Below are 17318 nucleotides of genomic sequence, written 5' to 3'. Positions count from 1 at the left end.
GCTCAATACGCGCTCAATAAGCAAATTGCCGGTAGTTTTCATCGAACGTGCGCGCGGTTTCTTCGACGACCGGATTAAAGCGCAACAAACGCCGCGCGCGCGGCGGAAGTTCGGCGAGCACCTTGCACGGCACGTCGATATGCACTTCGGGCCGGAAATACCACCCGCGGCTATAGCCGATCACGACCATCGGACGCGGCACGCCGGTCAGATTCGGCGTGCCGCGATGCAGCCCGCGCACGTCGCGGATCATCACGTCGCCGACCTGCATCGGCACGCGCTCGGCTCGGAAGCGCCCCGCTTCCAGACCTTCCAATGCTTCTTCCCGCGAGATGCGATGCGTGCCGCGCGTCGTCTCGAGCGGCCCATTGCTATCGTCGACATCCACGAGCGGGAAGTTCACTGCAAGCTGAAACGACGGCGTTTCCGGCGCGTCGTCAAAGAGCGGCGGCGTATCGCGATGCCAGTCCTGGAACTGCGAGCCGAGCACCGGCGTATCGGTGGCAAGCTGGCACATCACCGGATCGTGGCCCGCCACACGCTCCACGATACCGACGATGTCTTCATCGCAGACAATGGCCGGATCGGCAAAGAGGCCCTCGAACGGCAGCGTCACGTAATAGCGGCCGGGGCCGCGATTGCCGTTCGCGTCAGATTCGACATGAGGCGCGAGCAGCGGCGCAAATGCGTCGCGCCACCCTTCGATCGTCGCGCGCGGAAAGTGATTGCGCAACAGCACGAAGCCGTCGCGGTTGAACGCATCCGCGAGTGCGTCTCTCGTGCTTTCGTCGTAACGGGCCATGCGCGTCTCCTCCATGTCGGTTTGCAAAAAAGAATCGCATGCGTCGCTTTGGGTCGTCAATATTATTAGTAATACTCGGTGAAAACCCCGATCGAATGGGCGCCGATGCGCGTTGTTCATCGCTAATATTAGTGGTAAGTTTGCTGCACTCCAGCCGGCAAGCCCATGAAGAAGACGACCCAACGCCGCCCTACCATGACCGACATTGCGAAGCTCACCGGAGTCTCGCAATCGACGGTTTCACTCGTGCTCAACAACGCGAGCGGCGCGAAGTTCTCCGACGCCACGCGCGACAAGGTACTGCGCGCGGCCCAGGAACTCGGCTACCGGATGACGCAGCGCGAAACGAGCGCGCTGCCCTCGTTCGACACGGCACAGGGCGAACGCAACCTGATCGTCTATCTCGCCGATGAGATCTCCACGAGCCCGCATCCGGTCGTCAGCATCGACGGCGCGCGCGATGCCGCGTTCGCTCACGGCCGGATGCTCGCCGTGTATTCGACGCACGGCAACGCGGAGATCGAAGCCCGCGTGCTCGAAGCGACGCTCGGCAATGCGAACGTGCTCGGCGTGATCTACGCGACCGTGTACACCCGCCGCGTGACCGTACCCGCGGCGCTCGCGCGCGTGCCGACCGTGCTGCTCAACTGCTATTCGAGCGATGCCGATGTGTCGTCGGTCGTGCCCGCCGAAGTCGCGGGCGGCCACACGGCGACAGACTATCTGCTCGCGGCGGGACACAGGCGGATCGGTTATATCAACGGCGAGCCGTGGCAGGATGCGGCGCGCGATCGTCTGAAGGGTTATCGCACCGCTTTGGCGACGGCCGATTTGCCGTTCGCGCCGGAACTCGTGCGCGAAGGCGACTGGGGACCGGCGACCGGCTTCGAGGAAACGCTCTCGCTGATGCGCGAGCCGAATCCGCCGACGGCCATTTTCTGCGCGAACGATCTGATGGCGCTCGGCGCCATCGAAGCGCTCAAGCAGCTCGGCCTGCGCGTGCCCGACGATGTGTCCGTGCTCGGTTACGACGATCAGGAAATCGCGCGGCACACGCATCCGCCGCTATCGACCGTCGTGTTGCCGAACTACGAGCTTGGCAAATGGGCGGTCGACACGCTCTTGCAGGAAGAACACAACCGCGCGGCGGGCGCGCCCGTGCGGCGTCGCACGGTCAAGCTCGACGGACCGTTGATCGAGCGCGGCTCGGTCAAGGTCATCGCCGAAACGAAGCAACTCGCTATTAATAATATTAACGACTAGCCAGTGCATCTAGCTCTCTAGTTGGCGCTCTCGCAGCAAGCAGTAGACCGGGCATCACAAGCATCGGCATTGACAAGAAGAGGCAAACCATCCTTATCGGAGGAAGACATGCTGTCGCTCACAAAGAAAACGGGCCTGCGCCCGATCGCTGCATCGTTTATCGCACTCGCTGCGCTCACCTTTTCCGCCGGCTTCGGCATCGCGCATGCCGCGGACGACGCGCTGCCGAAGATCCCGAACAAGAAGCCGCTGAGAGTCGGCTTCGCGCAGACGGAAAGCAATAACCCCTGGCGCCTCGCTGAGACCCGCAGCTTCAAGGAGATCGCCTCGAAGTGCGGCTGGCAGATGGTCATGACCGACGCGAACAGTTCCGCCGCCAAGCAGGTCGCGGATATTCAAAGCATGATCGCGCAGCACGTCGATCTGCTCGTGTTCCCGCCGCGTGAAGAAAAGCCGCTCGTGCCCGTCATCATGCAGGCGAAAAAGGCTGGCATTCCGGTGATTCTCGTCGACCGCAACGTCGATCAGTCGATGGCGAAAGCCGGCAAGGACTACATCACCTTCATCGGTTCGGACTTCATCGATCAGGGACAGCGCGCCGCCGACTGGCTCATCAAGGCGACCAATGGCAAGGCGACCATCATCGAACTCGAAGGCTCGACGGGCGCGTCCGCCGCGAACGATCGCAAGAAAGGCTTCGATGAAGTCATCGCCAAGAATCCGGGCATGAAGATCGTTGCATCGCAAAGCGGCGACTTTGCGCGCGACAAGGGCCGCCAGGTGATGGAGACGCTGTTGCAGGCGCATCCCGACGTGACCGCCGTCTATGCGCACAACGACGAAATGGCGCTCGGTGCGATCGCCGCGATCAAGGCCGCGGGCAAGCAGCCGGGCAAGGACATCCAGATCGTGACAATCGACGGCACCAAGGGCGGACTCGAAGCGATCAAGGCCGGCGAACTCGGCGCGAGCGTGCAATCGAGCCCGTTCTTCGGACCGCTCGCCTGCGACGTCGCGCAGAAGTACGCGAAAGGCGAAACGATCCCGCCGTGGGTCAAGGTCTCCGATCGCTTCTATGACAAGAGCAACGTCGACGCGAGCATGCAGTACGGCTATTGAGCGACAGCTCTGTGCCTTCGCGGGCGCTTTTTCCAAAGCGCCCGCTTTGTCGTTTCAGTTCTTTCGATGATGGATGACGCACGATGGCTCAAGCTCCGTTGCTCGACATGCAGGACATCGACATCTCTTTCGGCGGTGTCGCCGCGTTGAAACGCGCGCGGCTGACCGTGACGGCGGGCGAAGTGCATGCGCTGATCGGTCAGAACGGCGCGGGCAAATCGACGCTCATCAAGATCCTCACCGGCGCCTATCGGAAAAGCGCGGGCACGATTCGCTTCGACGGACGCGAAGCCGATTTCCGCACGCCGAAGGAAGCGCGCGAGGCGGGCATCAGCACGATCTACCAGGAAATCAATCTAGTGCCGTTCCGCTCGGTTGCGGAGAACATCTTTCTCGGACGCGAGCCACGCCGCTTCGGGCTGATCGACTGGAAAACCGTGCAGCACCGCGCGGACGAACTGCTCGAATCGTTCGGACTGAAGATCGATGTGAAGAAGCCCGTGCGCGAATATTCCACAGCGATTCAGCAGATGGTCGCGCTCGCACGCGCGGTGTCGTCGGATGCGAAGATGGTCATCATGGACGAGTCCACCTCGTCGCTCGATGAACGCGAAGTCGAGTTGCTGTTCAGCGTCGTGCGCCGTCTTCGCGATGACGGACGCGCGGTGATTTTCGTCTCGCATCGGCTGGACGAACTGTATGCGTTGTGCGACCGCGTCACCGTGATGCGCGACGGGCAAACCGTCGCCGAAAGCGCGATGCAGGACATGGACAAGCTCAGGCTCGTCACGACGATGCTCGGCCGCACGCTCGCCGCCGTCGTGCATGAAGACAGCGCGGTCAAGGAAGCGAATCTCGCGAAGCGCGGCGGCCTCGCGCTGAGTGCGCAAGGACTGTCGGCCGGCGCAAGAGTCGCGGACGTGTCTCTCGATGTGCACGCGGGCGAAGCCGTCGGCCTCGCCGGACTGCTCGGCTCGGGCCGCACGGAAACGATGCGTCTGTTGTTCGGCGCGGATCGTCCGGAGAAAGGCACGCTGTCGATGAATGGCGAGACCGTCGCGTGGAAGTCGCCGAAGGATGCGATCGCGCATGGCGTCGCGTATCTGACCGAGGACCGCAAGGCCGAAGGCATCGTGCCGGAGTTGTCGGTGCGCGACAACCTCACGCTCGTGTGTCTGCCCGCGCTCACGAAACGCGGCATCGTGGATGTCGCGCGGCAAAAAGAAATTGTCGATGGCTTTATCGAGTCGCTCGGCATCAAGCTGCGTTCCGCCGATCAGCCGATCCGCGAACTCTCGGGCGGCAATCAGCAGAAGGTGCTGCTCGCGCGCTGGCTCGCGACGCATCCGCGTCTGCTGCTGCTGGATGAACCGACGCGCGGCATCGACGTCGGCGCGAAGGCCGACGTCGCGAAGATCGTGCGCGAATTGCGCGATTCGGGCCTGGCGGTGCTGCTGTCGGCGTCGGAACTCGAAGAGCTCACGGCGGTCGCGGATCGCGCGGTCGTTATCCGCGATGGCCAGACCGTCGCGCAGCTCGACGGCGCGCAGATGAACGAGGCCTCGATCATGGACGCAATCGCACACGGCGCGGGCGAGCGGTCGACGCTGGCCGAAGCGGTGGAGGAAGCCAAACATGATCGATGATACGCAACGCGCGGCGCAAATCGTCCACGCGCCCGCGAGGAAAAAACGCAGTGTCGCGATTCAGCGCGAGATCGTCGTGCTCGTCGCGATGATCGTCTTCAATCTGCTTTTCACGCCGCACTTCGTGTCGCTGCAAACCTTCAACGTCAACTTGACGCAAGTGGTGACGATCGTGATCGTCGGCATCGGCATGACGCTGGTGGTGGCCACAGGCGGCATCGATCTGTCGGTGGGCGCGTCGATGGCGATTGCCGGCGCACTCGCGCCGATGCTCTTCATGAACATCGCGGGACCGCCCGGCATTGCCCTCGCCTTCACGCTGCCGATCGTCGCGGCCGCGCTATGCGGCGTGTTCAACGGCCTGCTCGTCACGCGGCTTCGCGTGCAGCCGATCGTCGCGACGCTCGTGCTGTTCATCGCGGGACGCGGCATCGCGCAGGTCGTCACCGACGGCAGCCTGCAGGCCTTCACCAATCCGGCGTTTCAATGGATCGCGCTCGGCAAGGTCGCGGGCGTGCCCTTCCAGATTCTGTTGATGCTCGCGCTCGTCGCCGTATTTACGTGGATCGTGCGCAAGACGCTGTTCGGCAAGTATCTGCTGGTGACGGGCGGCAATGAAGACGCGGCGTATCTGTCGGGCATTCCGACCGTGCGCGTGAAGATGATTGCCTATACCGTCTGCGCGGCGCTCGCCGGACTCGCCGGTCTGATTTCGATTTCGGTGAATTCGTCGTCGGATGCAAACGTCATCGGTCTGGGCGTCGAGTTGGATGCGATCGCGGCGGTGGCCGTCGGCGGCACGGCGTTGACAGGCGGCAAGGCGTACATCACCGGCACGCTGATCGGTGCGCTCATCATCCAGTTGCTGCGTTACACGCTGCTCGCGCACGGTATTCCCGATGCGGCGGCGCTGGTGCTCAAGGCGGCGATCATCATCGTCGCGGTGTACGTGCAACGCAAGCGAGGCTGACGCTCATGAAGAAGAATCTGCCCATTATCAGCGCACTCGTTGCGCTGCTCGTGCTAGGCGTGACGCGCTACGAGCATTTCGCCGACGCGTACAACGTGCTTTCGTTCTGGCGCTACAACTCGATGTTCCTGCTGATCTCGATCGGCATGGCATTCGTCATCATCACGGGCGGCATCGATCTTTCGGTCGGCGCGGTGGCGGCGCTCGCGAGTGTCGTGTCGGCGCTGGCGAGTCCGCATGGCGGCGTGGCCGCCGTGCTGGCGGGATCGTTCGCGGGCCTTGCGGTTGGCGTGCTCAACGGACTCGTCATCACGCGCATGCGCATTCTGCCGTTCATCGTCACGCTCGCGACGAGTCTCGGCGCGCATGGTCTCGCGCTGCTGCTCGGTCACAACGACGCGGTCGGCATCGCGTCCGATTCGAGCTTTGCGGGCTTCGGCCAGGGCGATCTGTTCGGCTTGCCGATTCCCGGCATCGTGTCGGCAGTCGCTGCGATTCTCGGCTGGATCGCGCTGCGCTCGTCGCGCTTCGGGCGGCATGCGCTGGCTATCGGCGGCAGCGAGGAAGCGTCGCGGCTCATGGGGCTCAACGTGGATCGCACGCTGGTCGCCGTGTATGCGGTGAGCGGTTTGCTCGCGGGCATCGCCGGCAGCATTCTCGCCGCGCAGTTCGGCGCGGGGCAGCCCAACGAGGGCGTCGGCTGGGAGCTGTTCGCGATCTCGGCGGTCGTGCTCGGCGGCACACGGCTGACGGGCGGCGAAGGCTCGATTGCGATGACGATTGCGGGCGTCGCACTGCTCGCGCTCGTCTTCAATCTGCTCAACTTCGAGAACGGGCTCGGCTATATCAGCTTGTCGGCTTACTGGCAGTCGGTGATTCGCGGCATGTTCCTGCTGCTTGTCATCGTGTTGCAGGCGCGCGTGCTGAACCGCAATCGCGGCGCGGTGAAACTCGCGCATTGAGTCACAGCGCCGCGCAGCCGCAGCCGCAGCCGCCCGTTAACCTTGCATCGTGAAGACGGTGCGCAAGCGGCTGCCGCTTTCGTTCCAATGCGTCGCAAGTTCGGCGAGAGGAACGGCCTGCGTGGCAATCTCGAAGCGGGATGGAATCGCGGCATGCAACACCTCGCGCGTCGCGTTGAACAGCCGCTCGAGAGGAATGCTGCCAATTCCGCTGCCCATCAACATAATCGCCGATGCACGCAGCGCCGCGCCCGGCAGCGAGATGGTTGCGCCGCCAACCGAGCCGATCTGCACGAAGCGCATCGGATAACCACCCGGAAGCGACCGCGCCGCGCCCGTCAGCAGCGTGAGCGCGCTGGCGCCCCAGAGGTAATCGAGCACCACGTCCACACCTTCATGAAAGTGAGGCTCGAGCGCGCGCTGCAATGCGGACTCTTCCTGATCGAGCGAAAGCACGTAATCCGCGCCCACGGATGCAAGCGTGCTGAGCGTCCGCGGATGCCGCCCTGTTGCGATCACCTTCGCGGCCCCGAGATGTCTGGCGATCTGCACAGCCAGCCGTCCCGACGCGCCCGTCGCGCCGTTGATCAACACGGTCTCGCCGCGAGCGAAGTGCGCGCGTTCGGTGAGCGCTGCCCACGACGACATGCCGGGAATCGCCATCGCCGCGGCGATGACGGGATCGAGCGTCTCGGGGATTTCGATGCACTGGCTTTGCGCGACGACGGTTCGCTCGGCGAGGCCGCCTGACGGCTGCTTCGGCGCGAAGAAATAGACGCGCTTGCCGTCCTCTCGGCGGCGGCCCACGCCGTCGATGCCCGCGATGAACGGCAGACGCGCCGATGACGAATAGTGCGTGCCGGACGCCCTGCCGCGCGTGATGTGACTGAGCGCCGAAGCCTCCACGTCGATTATCGCGTGACCTTCCGCGGGCGCAGGCTCGTCGATGTCGGAATACACCGGCATCTGACCGGCTTGCATGACGACCGCTGCTTTCATGACCGCGCCTCGGTAGCCGAATGAGTCGGTGCCCCGCTATCGATCCACTCGCGCAACTGTGGATCGCGAATCATCACGAAGTCGAACAGGCCGGACGCGCGCAACGCCGGCAGCGCCTCGCGAATATCGGCGGCGGCCTGGCCGCGTGCGGTCTCGCTTGCGCTGGGATCGGTCCGCACACGCGCATTGGCAAAAAAGGCCGCGATCGTGCCCTTGCGAATCGTCACGCCGCCGACATCGACGGAATCGGCATGGTCGGGAAGAATCTGTTCGGCTCGCATCGTGATGAACTCCTCGAAGTGGTAGTGAGTTCAGTCTAGAGATGCAGTGCCGGGTCGTCTCAGGTATAAATGCCATTCGATACGGATTTCGAGCCATGACTATTCCGCTGATTCGTCCAGAACTGCTCACAGCGCCTGACGTGCCCTTTCTGATGGCGGGAGAACTCACGCAACGGGCGTCGCGCGAAGTGGCCTCGCACGCGCATGCGCGTGGGCAGTTGATGGGCGCGTTGAGCGGCCTGGCGTCGGTCGGCGTGGGCCGGCAGCAATGGGTTGCGCCCGCCATCTACGCCATATGGGTGCCGCCGTATTGCGAGCATTCGATGCGCTCGCATGGTCCGTTTTCCGGCTGGAGCGTGTTCATTGCCGAGGAGCGGTGTGCCGGGTTGCCCGCGCAACCGCGGGCGATCCGCACGACGCCTTTGCTGCGCGCGGCCGTGCGCCGCGCGGCGAGCTGGACCGGCGCATTGCTCGATGCGCAGCAGGCGCGGGTTGCCGAAGTCATCATGGATGAACTGGCGGCGTCGAAGGCCGAGTCGCTGAATTTGCCGAGCCCGGAAGACCCGCGGCTCATGCGCATCACCGACGCGCTGGCCGCCGATCTGTCCGACTCGCGACGTCTCGAGGAATGGGCCGAGTGGGCGGGACTGTCGCCGCGCACGCTGAGCCGGCGCTTCGTCGCCGAGACGGGACTCAGCTTTGCGCAGTGGCGCGCGCAGGCGCGCCTGCTTCGCGCGCTGGAACTCGTCGCCGAGGGCGTCAGCGTGACGACCATCGCGCTCGAACTCGGCTATGAAAACGTGAGCGCGTTTATCGACATGTTCAGGCGCGCGACCGGGACCACGCCGGGGCGCTATGCGGCGGCGGCGACGTCAAATCAAGAACCGGGCTGCGCCGCGTCTCGCGCGAGGGAAAACCCCTAAACCGCGCCACGTCCCCGCCCCACGCTGCTTTCACCGCTTCTTGCCGCGAATCGTTAGCCTCGCGATAACAAATGCTTGCCGAAGGTGATTGAAACCGGGTCTCTGTGTCCCATAGACTCGGCCATGCCCTAAAGAGCCGCGTTGTGCACGCAATGCTGGCTCGTAAGCGGTCAACCCCACCCGTCAGCAGCCCTTGCACAAAACGCGGGTAAGACACTAAAGCAAGAGAGTCGACCGCGGTCGACAGGAGACAACAGATGATCATCTACGGAACGGCGCTGCTCGCTTTCTGCCACCTTGCGGGACTCTTTCTCGGCGATCTGCTCGGGGTCGCGATCGGCGTCAAGACCAACGTCGGCGGTGTCGGCATCGCGATGCTGCTGCTGATTTTCCTGCGGCTCTATCTGCACGGCAAAGGACTGCTGCCGAAAGAAACCGAGGCCGGCGTCGGCTTCTGGGGCGCGATGTACATCCCCGTCGTCGTGGCGATGGCGGCGAATCAGAACGTGGTTGCCGCGCTCAAGGGCGGACCGGTCGCGCTGCTTTCCGCGTTGGGCGCGGTGGCTGTGTGCGCCGTGTGCATCGCGGTGCTCTCGCGCACCGGACGCGACAGCACCTCGTTCATCAGCAGCCCGCAACCCGAAGAGATCTGACGCAGGAGCCAGCCATGATCCATATGATCGACAAAGTACTGATACAAAACGGCCTCGTCACTGCGTTCGCGCTCGTGGGACTCATCATGTGGGTGTCGTCGATGATCTCGCGCAAGCTCACGTTCGGGCGCGTGCACGGCTCGGCGATCGCCATCGTGATCGGCCTCGTGCTCGCGTACTTCGGCGGCGCGTTCACCGCGGGTCAGAAAGGTCTCGCCGATTTGCCGCTGTTCGCGGGCGTCGGCTTGATGGGCGGCGCGATGCTGCGTGACTTCGCGATCGTCGCGACGGCCTTCGAAGTGCAGGCCACCGAAGCGCGCAAGGCCGGGCTCATCGGCGTGCTGTCGCTGCTGCTGGGCACGGTGCTGCCGTTTATCGTGGGCGCAAGCGTCGCGCATGCGTTCGGCTATACCGATGCGGTCAGCATGACGACCATCGGCGCCGGCGCGGTCACGTACATCGTCGGACCGGTGACGGGCGCGGCGATCGGCGCGAGCTCCGACGTGATCGCGCTCAGCATTGCAACGGGTCTCATCAAGGCGATCATCGTGATGATCGGCACACCGCTCGCGGCCAACTTCATGGGTCTCAAGACGCCGCGCTCGGCGATGATTTTCGGCGGCCTCGCGGGCACGGTCAGCGGCGTGAGCGCGGGACTCGCGGCGACCGATCGGCGGCTCGTGCCCTACGGTGCGCTGATCGCCACGTTTCATACAGGCGTGGGCTGCCTGCTTGGACCGTCGCTGCTGTTCTTCGCGACGCGCGCGCTGGTCGGCGGCTGAGCGGCGACGCAAATGCGCAGCCCTGGTTTATGTGTCAGCCTTCGTTTAGCCTTCGTTTCGCGTACGAAGACGGCACACGGCCATCAGCGCGAGCAGATTCGGGTCGCGCTCGCGCGCCCGCAAAAAACTCACGCCGATGGTCTGGCGCATCCGGTATGGCGGTTTGAGCGCGATGAGTTGGACCTTGTCGCCGAACACGTCACGCACGCGGCCCGGCAACAGCGTATAGCCGACGCCGCCGCTCACGAGGTTCATCAGCGAGAAAATGTCGCCGACTCGCATGGTCACGTTGGGCGTGAACTCCGCGACGCGAAACGCTTCCTGAAAGCCGTGATAGGTCGCAAAGCCCTCGCCGAGCGAAACGAAAGTTTCGTCACGGCAGTCGCGCAGATCGACCGCTTCGAGATTGGCATACGGCGAGTTGGCGGGCGCGGCAAAGAAAATGTCGTCTTCGAAAAGCGGAATGGATTCGATCTCGGGCTCGGCGTCGGGCAAGGCCATCAGCGCGGCGTCGATGGCGCCCTGCTTGAGCTTCTCGATCAGTTCGGCATTCGGGCCGAGCACGAGTTCGACCTGAAGCGCGGGCCGCCGCACCTTGATGTCGACGACGATGCCCGGCACCGTCCTGATGGTCAGCGAATAGAGCGAGCCGATCTTCAACCGGTCCGATGAATAGCCCGCCGCTTCGCGCGTCGCACGAATGCCGTCGGACATCAGCGTGATGACTTCCTGCGCGACGTCGGCGAGCATTTGCGCCGCGTCGGTCGATCTGAGATTGCGGCCTTCGTGGCGAAACAGCGCGCAGCGCACGCCCTGTTCGAGCGAATGCAACGCGCGATGCACGCTGACCGTGCTCACGTTCAGCGCTTCGGCCGCCTTCGCGAGACTGCCGGTCTGCATGAAGGCGAGCAGCACTTCCAGTTTACGAAAGGTGATTTCGTCGTCGATTCGGTCGCGCATGTCGAGCTATGGAACGGTCGGAACCGTCCATTATCGGCTCGTGCGCGCCTGCTGCAAATAGCGTTAATCCCTCACGCGCCGGCGAGCTTGCGGCGCGTGCCTGCATACGTCACGTCGGGGCTGGCCGCGTTGTCAGTGGCGATGCTGATGATGCCGCAACCAGTTCCACACGGGCGCGTGGTCGAGTTGGCGCAGCAATTGTGCGCGGCGATGCTCCCGCCGATAGTGGCCGACCGCGAAGATGATGCCTATCGCGAGCACCGCGCAGCCCATTACGATGCTTACCAGTTGTTCGTCCATGACTACTTTCTCGTCAATATTTCGATGCAACGATGAGAGGTTCGCCGCCTAGCGTTTGCGCGCCACCGCGTTGAGCATGGAATGACCTGCACAAGTGACATGCAGGCGCTGGTGTCCGGAAGCGAGGTCTTCGAGTGCGACGAGTTGCCGTTCAAGCAGCGTGTCGAGTTCTTCGCGACACATATCGATCTGATCCGGAGCAGCCTTGACCAACATGAGGGTGGCAAACTCCTTGGGGCTTAGCATAGTTGTCTCTCTCCAATGTTCTATTAATGCAGACGGAAGAATCAATTACCGGCCGGTCTATCTGAAAAGATAAAATGGCGGGAAGTCTTTCCGCTTTATATTGTTTGCGGCAGCGATGTGCCGGGGAAATAATTGTAAACTGAAATGATGCAATTCCGCCGCATGAATAAATGGATCGGCGTGTGGGGGCCGATAGCGATGGTTTAAACATATGATATGCAATCGGCGACCAGGCGGGCACGCGGTGGATCGGGATAGGGCGACCGGGTAATTGAACGTTTGAAGCTGAAAACGGCTATTTATTTTTAATTCGCCCGCTTTCATTAAAACTTCTTAAAACGCGTTATTAGCTACGTGCATTTCGCGAATCGCGAATTACATCGCCGCATTCGAATTACGCGAATTTTTTACGCCGCTATGGCGAGTTAATAGCCGCGCGTGACGCCCGCGCGACCGACTATCCGTTATCGCGGCACGATCCTCGGCCGACGCGAACGTGCGGCACGCCACGGGCCGCGCAAGCGCGCCGGACGAGGATTGGCCGCATGCCGTTGTTGCAGGCCGCCCTCGTTTTGCACCGGAGACATCCCGATGCCGGCGTCATGCTCGTCGTTGAATCCGCGGGCCGAGTCGATCGCGCGCAGCATCGTTTGCAGTTTTTTCAGCATCGCAGAAGAGGTTCCTCGTTAGGCCCACTCAATCACTCAAGCCGCATTAAGCCGCGCCAGCTCCGTATCGACCAGGAGCTTCTTCAACTCCGGCACGCACGAGCCGCAGTTGCCGCCGGCCTTCAGACACGCGGTGATGTCCGCGGCGCTCTTCAGGCCGTGCTCGCGTATCGCCGTGCATATCGTATTGCGCCCGACGCCGAAGCACGAACAGATGGTCGGCCCCGTATCGGCGCCCTTGCCGATCGACTGGCCGGAGAGCACGCCGATGCGGTCCGCGTCGTCGAGCTTGCCCTTTGCAAAGAGGCTCGCGAGCCATTCGCGCGCCGGCAGATCCGGGCGCGCCGAAAGAAACACGCAGTTCTCGATGCGATCGTCGACGAGATGCACCGCGCGATAAACGCCTGCCGCGCGATCCTCGTATTCGAGCCAATCGGCGTGTGCATCGTCGACACAGAAGAGCGCACGCGCCCACGCGCCGCGATCGCCCTCCTCTCCAGGCGGATTGCGGCCGGCCAGTTCATAGCGCACGAACTGCGTGCCCTGCACGCGCGTCCAGTACGTGACGCCGTCGAGAACCGGCGCGCGGCGGCTCAGCGAAAAGCCATGCCACGCGACATGAAACTTGTCGACGCGCACGGGCGTGTGCTTGAACTCGGGCTCGCCGGAAACCGGATCGACCGACGGATTCACCACGGCCCCGACGCGCGCGTCGGACGCCACCTGATCGTTCCAGTGAATCGGCACGAACACGCTGCCGCGCGGCATGCCGCCGCCGTATTGCACGCGCGCGACCATCGCGCCCCAACGGCTCGACACTCGCGCGAGGTCGCCTTCGCGCACGCCGCACAACAACGCATCCTGTGGATGCATGTCGACGAACGCCTCGGTCACATGGCCCGCGAGTTTTTCGGACCTGCCCGTGCGGGTCATCGTGTGCCACTGGTCGCGCACGCGGCCCGTGTTGAGCGTCAGCGGATAGTCGTCGTCGGGCGCATTCGCGGGCGCGCGCGGCGGCGTGGCGATGAAACGCGCGCGGCCGTCCGCGTGGCTAAAGCGGCGATCGTCGAAAAGACGCGCGGTGCCGGGTGCGGCCGTGTCGCTGGCCGTGTCGCTGGCCGTGTTGTTATTGGCGCGTACGGGCCATTGAACAGGCTGCAACGATGAGTAGCCGTCGCTGCCGAGGCCCACCAGCCCCGCCAGATTGAACGCGCGACGCACGCTGTCGCCGTGTTGGCTATGCGATTGGCTTTCGCTCTCGCTCTCGCCGTTGCGCCATGCGCTCAACCGCGCATGCTCGTCGAAGATCTCCTGCTGGCTCGCGAATTCGAAGCCCGCATAGCCCATGCGCTTTGCCACATCGCAGATGATTTGCCAGTCCGCGCGCGCCTCGCCCGGCGCGGGCAAGAACGCGCGCTGACGCGAAATCCTGCGCTCCGAATTCGTGACGGTGCCGTCCTTCTCGCCCCAGCCGAGCGCCGGCAACAGCACATGAGCGAACACATTGGTGTCCGTGCGCTCGACAATGTCGGAGCTGACCACCAGTTCGCAACGCGCGAGCGCGCGCTTTGCCTGATCGCCGTCGGGCAGGCTCACGACCGGATTCGTGCCCATGATCCACACGGCCTTGACGCGTCCTTCCTCGATCGCCTCGAACAGCTCGACTGCTTTGAGCCCCGCGCGCGATGCAATAACCGGCGCGCCCCAGAATTGCTGAACGAGTTCGCGATGCTTTGCATCGTCGAGTTCGAGATGCGCGGCGAGCGTGTTCGCGAGACCGCCGACCTCGCGCCCGCCCATCGCATTCGGCTGTCCGGTGAAAGAGAACGGCCCCATTCCCGGCTTGCCGATGCGCCCCGTCAGCAAATGGCAATTGATGATGCTGTTGACCTTGTCGGTGCCCGCGCTCGATTGATTGACGCCTTGCGAATAGACCGTCACGACGCGCTCGGTGCGCGCGAACAGGCGGTAAAACTCGAGCAGATCGTGCGGATCGACCTTGCACGCCTTCGCGCATTGGGCGAGATCGAAGGCCGCTGTCGTGCCCGATACTTCACCCTCAGAAGCAGCGGCCAGTGCCTGCGCAAAACCGTTGGTATGCGCATCGACGAACTGCGCGTCGATCGCACCATGCTCCGCGAGAAAACTGAGCAGCCCGTTGAAAAGCCGCACGTCGCTGCCGGCGCTCAACGGCAGATGCAGATCGGCCATCTCGCACGTCGCGGTATAGCGCGGATCGATCACGACCACTTTCATGTCGGGCCGCGCTTCCTTGATCTTGACGATCCGCTGGAACAGGATCGGATGACACCACGCCGTGTTCGAACCAACCAGCACGACGAGATCGGCGAGTTCGAGATCTTCGTAGCACACCGGCACCACGTCTTCGCCGAAAGCCCGCTTGTGTCCCGCAACGGAAGACGACATGCAGAGCCGCGAATTCGTATCGATGTTCGCGCTGCCGACGTAGCCTTTCATCAGCTTGTTCGCGACGTAGTAGTCCTCGGTCAGCAACTGGCCCGATACGTAGAGCGCGACCGCATCCGGCCCGTGTTCGTCGACGATCCGGCGAAAGCCGTCCGCGACCGCATCGATTGCTTCGTCCCACGAAACATCGCGCAACGCGCCGCTCGCGCGCTCGCGCATCTTCGGATGAAGCAGCCGTCCGTCGAGCCCGATCGTTTCGCCGAGCGCCGAGCCTTTCACGCACAGGCGTCCAAAGTTCGCGGGATGCTGTTCGTCGCCGGCAATGTCATGGCCGCCGTCGGGGCGCGCTCGCGCGCGCACGCCGCAACCGACGCCGCAATACGGACAGGTGGTTCTGACAGCATCGCCGCTGCCGGACGTGCTCGAAATAGCGATGGGAAAACTCACGGTGTGTTCCAGGTCAGGCTGCCTGCGTCTCGCAGAGGGCTTTGCCGAACAGCAACTGGCTGCGCAGCGAGGAAATGTCGGTCCGGTTCTGGATCAGCTCGAAGTACCACGCGCCTTCGTTGACGTCGCCATACAGCACGGTGCCGATCACGCGGTTCTCTTCGATCACGAGGCGCTTGTAGACGCCGCGCCGCGGATCGCGCAGCACGAGGTCTTCGCTGTCCCGGCCGCCGATGAAGTCGCCGGCCGAATACAGTTCGACGCCGGTGACCTTGAGCTTGGTGGCAGTCGCGCGCTGCACGTAGCGGCGATGGCCCGCGCCCGCGAGATGCGCGCCGCACACGCGCGCCTGATCCCAGATCGGCGCGACGAGGCCGAAGGTCGCCGTGCGGTGCTGCACGCATTCGCCGACCGCGTAGACGCGCGGATCGTAGGTCTGCAACGTATCGTCGACGACAATCGCGCGCTCGCAATGCAGCCCCGCCTGTTTCGCGAGGTCGATGTTCGGGCGCACGCCGGCCGTCATCACGACGAGGTCCGCGGGAATCTGCGTGCCGTCGGCGAAACGCACGGCGCTCACACGATCCGGTCCGACGATCTCCGCGGTGTTCGCCTTCAGCAGGAAACGCAGGCCCTTGCGCTCGAGCGCCTGTTGCAGCAGGACCGACGCGCTGCGGTCGAGTTGGCGCTCCATCAGGCTGTCCATCACATGCACGACGGTTACCGACATGCCCTGGCGCATGAGTCCGTTGGCGGCCTCGAGCCCGAGCAATCCGCCGCCGATCACCACGGCATGCCGATGATTGCGCGCCGCCTCGAGCATTGTTTCGACATCCTGAATGTCACGAAATGCGATTACGCCAGGCAGATCGTGGCCCGGCACCGGAATCAGGAAAGGCTTCGATCCCGTCGCGATCAGCAGACGGTCATAGCCGACTTCCACGCCGCCTTGCGAACGCACGACGCGGCGCCTGCGGTCGATCGCGATCACCGGGTCGCCCGCATAGAGGCGAATGCCGTTCTCGTCATACCAGTCGCGCGTATTGAGGATGATGTCGTCGACCGTCTTTTCGCCCGCGAGCACCGGCGACAGCAGAATGCGGTTGTAGTTGCCGTACGGCTCGGCGCCGAACACGGTGATGTCGTACAGATCCGGCGCGAGCTTCAGCAGTTCCTCGACGGTGCGCATGCCGGCCATGCCGTTGCCGATCACCACGAGCCGCGGGCGGGCGGGCGCGGCGTGGGAGGCGTGCGCGGCGTGTGAGGCGCCTCCCGACAACTGTGCGTCGATCTCGTGTCTCATGCCGCGACCCACACCTTGCCGCTTTCCACCCGCACCGGATACGCGCTGACCGAATTCTCGGGCGCTTCGAGGCACTCGCCGGTGCGCAGATCGAAGTGATGCTTGTAGATCGGCGAGGCCACGACGATGCGCTCGCCGAGGCTGCCGATCAGCCCGCGCGACAGCACGGCCGCGCGCGAACCCGGATCGAAGTTGTCGATCGCGTACACGCCGCCCTCACCGTCCGCGACGTGAAATACGGCGACCTGTCCGCCGTTGACGAGCGCGCAGACGCCCGTATTCGGAACGATGTCGTCGAGCGTGCAAACAGGCGTCCAGGTTTGCGGCAAGCGGTCGTGACTCATGGCGGAGTTCCTCTCGGCAACGTTCATGACAAAGGCTTCCTTCATTTGCGATGCGGTACGCGGCATGATGTGTCCGGCAATAAAAAAGCGTCCCGCGGATGCAATCGCCAGTGCGACTGTATTCGGGGGACGCCGTTGTCCAAAACCAGTGATCTAAAACAGAGTGCGTGCTGCAGATGAGCCGGATCGCCTTTGATCCGCAGCCACGTTAAATGCAAGGCTC

At 63.7% G+C, this 17318-nt stretch carries 18 protein-coding genes; 8 read left to right on the top strand and 10 right to left on the bottom strand.

Features of this window, described 5'->3' with window-relative positions:
• Nucleotides 1-13: 13 nt before the first annotated feature.
• Nucleotides 14-802, bottom strand: a complete 789-nt coding sequence (locus AB6809_RS18270; protein WP_029969280.1) for a phytanoyl-CoA dioxygenase family protein — start codon at nucleotides 800-802, stop codon at nucleotides 14-16.
• A 165-nt stretch (nucleotides 803-967) separates the two neighbouring features.
• On the opposite strand from AB6809_RS18270, the gene AB6809_RS18265 reads away from it, so the two are divergent.
• The 5 genes from AB6809_RS18265 to AB6809_RS18245 all read left to right on the top strand — a co-directional run bounded on the left by AB6809_RS18265 (nucleotide 968) and on the right by AB6809_RS18245 (nucleotide 6762).
• Complete coding sequence (locus tag AB6809_RS18265; protein WP_006051054.1) at nucleotides 968-2065, top strand: LacI family DNA-binding transcriptional regulator; 1098 nt, start codon at nucleotides 968-970, stop codon at nucleotides 2063-2065.
• 108 nt (nucleotides 2066-2173) lie between these two features.
• Complete coding sequence (locus AB6809_RS18260) at nucleotides 2174-3184, top strand: ABC transporter substrate-binding protein (RefSeq protein WP_006051055.1); 1011 nt, start codon at nucleotides 2174-2176, stop codon at nucleotides 3182-3184.
• A gap of 83 nt (nucleotides 3185-3267) precedes the next feature.
• Nucleotides 3268-4830, top strand: a complete 1563-nt coding sequence (locus AB6809_RS18255) for a sugar ABC transporter ATP-binding protein (protein WP_029969278.1) — start codon at nucleotides 3268-3270, stop codon at nucleotides 4828-4830.
• Nucleotides 4820-5800 (top strand): ABC transporter permease, encoded by a 981-nt coding sequence (locus AB6809_RS18250; protein WP_310034291.1) that lies wholly within the window; start codon nucleotides 4820-4822, stop codon nucleotides 5798-5800. The genes AB6809_RS18255 and AB6809_RS18250 overlap by 11 nt, the downstream gene beginning before the upstream one ends.
• Nucleotides 5801-5805: 5 nt before the next feature.
• On the top strand, nucleotides 5806-6762 hold the full coding sequence (locus tag AB6809_RS18245) for an ABC transporter permease (RefSeq protein WP_029969275.1): 957 nt from the start codon (nucleotides 5806-5808) through the stop codon (nucleotides 6760-6762).
• A gap of 36 nt (nucleotides 6763-6798) precedes the next feature.
• Here the strand turns inward: AB6809_RS18245 and AB6809_RS18240 are convergent, their stop codons facing one another.
• Nucleotides 6799-7761: a zinc-binding alcohol dehydrogenase family protein gene (locus AB6809_RS18240; RefSeq protein WP_029969274.1), complete on the bottom strand. Its 963-nt coding sequence runs from the start codon at nucleotides 7759-7761 to the stop codon at nucleotides 6799-6801.
• On the bottom strand, nucleotides 7758-8042 hold the full coding sequence (locus AB6809_RS18235) for a hypothetical protein (protein WP_029969273.1): 285 nt from the start codon (nucleotides 8040-8042) through the stop codon (nucleotides 7758-7760). Before AB6809_RS18235 ends, AB6809_RS18240 begins: the two co-directional genes overlap by 4 nt.
• A 95-nt stretch (nucleotides 8043-8137) precedes the next feature.
• On the opposite strand from AB6809_RS18235, the gene AB6809_RS18230 reads away from it, so the two are divergent.
• From AB6809_RS18230 to madM, 3 genes are all read left to right on the top strand, one after another.
• Nucleotides 8138-8965, top strand: a complete 828-nt coding sequence (locus AB6809_RS18230; RefSeq protein ID WP_029969272.1) for a helix-turn-helix domain-containing protein — start codon at nucleotides 8138-8140, stop codon at nucleotides 8963-8965.
• A gap of 257 nt (nucleotides 8966-9222) precedes the next feature.
• Complete coding sequence (madL, locus tag AB6809_RS18225; RefSeq protein ID WP_006051063.1) at nucleotides 9223-9618, top strand: malonate transporter subunit MadL; 396 nt, start codon at nucleotides 9223-9225, stop codon at nucleotides 9616-9618.
• Nucleotides 9619-9632: 14 nt separating this feature from the next.
• Nucleotides 9633-10400 (top strand): malonate transporter subunit MadM, encoded by a 768-nt coding sequence (gene madM, locus AB6809_RS18220; RefSeq protein ID WP_006051064.1) that lies wholly within the window; start codon nucleotides 9633-9635, stop codon nucleotides 10398-10400.
• A 45-nt stretch (nucleotides 10401-10445) separates the two neighbouring features.
• Here the strand turns inward: madM and AB6809_RS18215 are convergent, their stop codons facing one another.
• The 7 genes from AB6809_RS18215 to nirD form a co-directional block, all read right to left on the bottom strand.
• A complete protein-coding gene (locus AB6809_RS18215; protein WP_006051065.1) occupies nucleotides 10446-11360 on the bottom strand; it encodes a LysR family transcriptional regulator in 915 nt (304 codons plus the stop codon).
• A 132-nt stretch (nucleotides 11361-11492) separates the two neighbouring features.
• Nucleotides 11493-11660, bottom strand: coding sequence for a hypothetical protein (locus AB6809_RS18210; RefSeq protein ID WP_006051066.1), 168 nt, complete (start codon nucleotides 11658-11660; stop codon nucleotides 11493-11495).
• 48 nt (nucleotides 11661-11708) lie between these two features.
• On the bottom strand, nucleotides 11709-11906 hold the full coding sequence (locus AB6809_RS18205; RefSeq protein WP_006051067.1) for a hypothetical protein: 198 nt from the start codon (nucleotides 11904-11906) through the stop codon (nucleotides 11709-11711).
• 464 nt (nucleotides 11907-12370) lie between these two features.
• Nucleotides 12371-12574, bottom strand: coding sequence for a hypothetical protein (locus tag AB6809_RS18200; RefSeq protein WP_029969270.1), 204 nt, complete (start codon nucleotides 12572-12574; stop codon nucleotides 12371-12373).
• A 36-nt stretch (nucleotides 12575-12610) separates the two neighbouring features.
• A complete protein-coding gene (locus AB6809_RS18195) occupies nucleotides 12611-15448 on the bottom strand; it encodes a nitrate reductase (RefSeq protein WP_051153987.1) in 2838 nt (945 codons plus the stop codon).
• 13 nt (nucleotides 15449-15461) lie between these two features.
• Nucleotides 15462-16751, bottom strand: a complete 1290-nt coding sequence (locus AB6809_RS18190; RefSeq protein ID WP_371026910.1) for an NAD(P)/FAD-dependent oxidoreductase — start codon at nucleotides 16749-16751, stop codon at nucleotides 15462-15464.
• Nucleotides 16748-17095 (bottom strand): nitrite reductase small subunit NirD, encoded by a 348-nt coding sequence (nirD, locus tag AB6809_RS18185; protein WP_006051071.1) that lies wholly within the window; start codon nucleotides 17093-17095, stop codon nucleotides 16748-16750. The genes AB6809_RS18190 and nirD overlap by 4 nt, the downstream gene beginning before the upstream one ends.
• Nucleotides 17096-17318: the final 223 nt, after the last annotated feature.

Origin of the sequence: Paraburkholderia sp. RCC_158, from assembly GCF_041355255.1 — a bacterium.
GTDB lineage: Bacteria > Pseudomonadota > Gammaproteobacteria > Burkholderiales > Burkholderiaceae > Paraburkholderia > Paraburkholderia graminis.
This window is presented reverse-complemented; position numbering and strand designations above follow the sequence as displayed.

Excerpts from the sequence above, each read along its gene's own strand:
- AB6809_RS18270 (WP_029969280.1), bottom strand. The coding sequence starts at position 802 with ATGGCCCGTTACGACGAAAGCACGAGAGACGCACTCGCGGATGCGTTC.
- AB6809_RS18265 (WP_006051054.1), top strand. The coding sequence starts at position 968 with ATGAAGAAGACGACCCAACGCCGCCCTACCATGACCGACATTGCGAAG.
- AB6809_RS18260 (WP_006051055.1), top strand. The coding sequence starts at position 2,174 with ATGCTGTCGCTCACAAAGAAAACGGGCCTGCGCCCGATCGCTGCATCG.
- AB6809_RS18255 (WP_029969278.1), top strand. The coding sequence starts at position 3,268 with ATGGCTCAAGCTCCGTTGCTCGACATGCAGGACATCGACATCTCTTTC.
- AB6809_RS18250 (WP_310034291.1), top strand. The coding sequence starts at position 4,820 with ATGATCGATGATACGCAACGCGCGGCGCAAATCGTCCACGCGCCCGCG.
- AB6809_RS18245 (WP_029969275.1), top strand. The coding sequence starts at position 5,806 with ATGAAGAAGAATCTGCCCATTATCAGCGCACTCGTTGCGCTGCTCGTG.
- AB6809_RS18240 (WP_029969274.1), bottom strand. The coding sequence starts at position 7,761 with ATGAAAGCAGCGGTCGTCATGCAAGCCGGTCAGATGCCGGTGTATTCC.
- AB6809_RS18235 (WP_029969273.1), bottom strand. The coding sequence starts at position 8,042 with ATGCGAGCCGAACAGATTCTTCCCGACCATGCCGATTCCGTCGATGTC.
- AB6809_RS18230 (WP_029969272.1), top strand. The coding sequence starts at position 8,138 with ATGACTATTCCGCTGATTCGTCCAGAACTGCTCACAGCGCCTGACGTG.
- madL (WP_006051063.1), top strand. The coding sequence starts at position 9,223 with ATGATCATCTACGGAACGGCGCTGCTCGCTTTCTGCCACCTTGCGGGA.
- madM (WP_006051064.1), top strand. The coding sequence starts at position 9,633 with ATGATCCATATGATCGACAAAGTACTGATACAAAACGGCCTCGTCACT.
- AB6809_RS18215 (WP_006051065.1), bottom strand. The coding sequence starts at position 11,360 with ATGCGCGACCGAATCGACGACGAAATCACCTTTCGTAAACTGGAAGTG.
- AB6809_RS18210 (WP_006051066.1), bottom strand. The coding sequence starts at position 11,660 with ATGGACGAACAACTGGTAAGCATCGTAATGGGCTGCGCGGTGCTCGCG.
- AB6809_RS18205 (WP_006051067.1), bottom strand. The coding sequence starts at position 11,906 with ATGCTAAGCCCCAAGGAGTTTGCCACCCTCATGTTGGTCAAGGCTGCT.
- AB6809_RS18200 (WP_029969270.1), bottom strand. The coding sequence starts at position 12,574 with ATGCTGAAAAAACTGCAAACGATGCTGCGCGCGATCGACTCGGCCCGC.
- AB6809_RS18190 (WP_371026910.1), bottom strand. The coding sequence starts at position 16,751 with ATGAGACACGAGATCGACGCACAGTTGTCGGGAGGCGCCTCACACGCC.
- nirD (WP_006051071.1), bottom strand. The coding sequence starts at position 17,095 with ATGAGTCACGACCGCTTGCCGCAAACCTGGACGCCTGTTTGCACGCTC.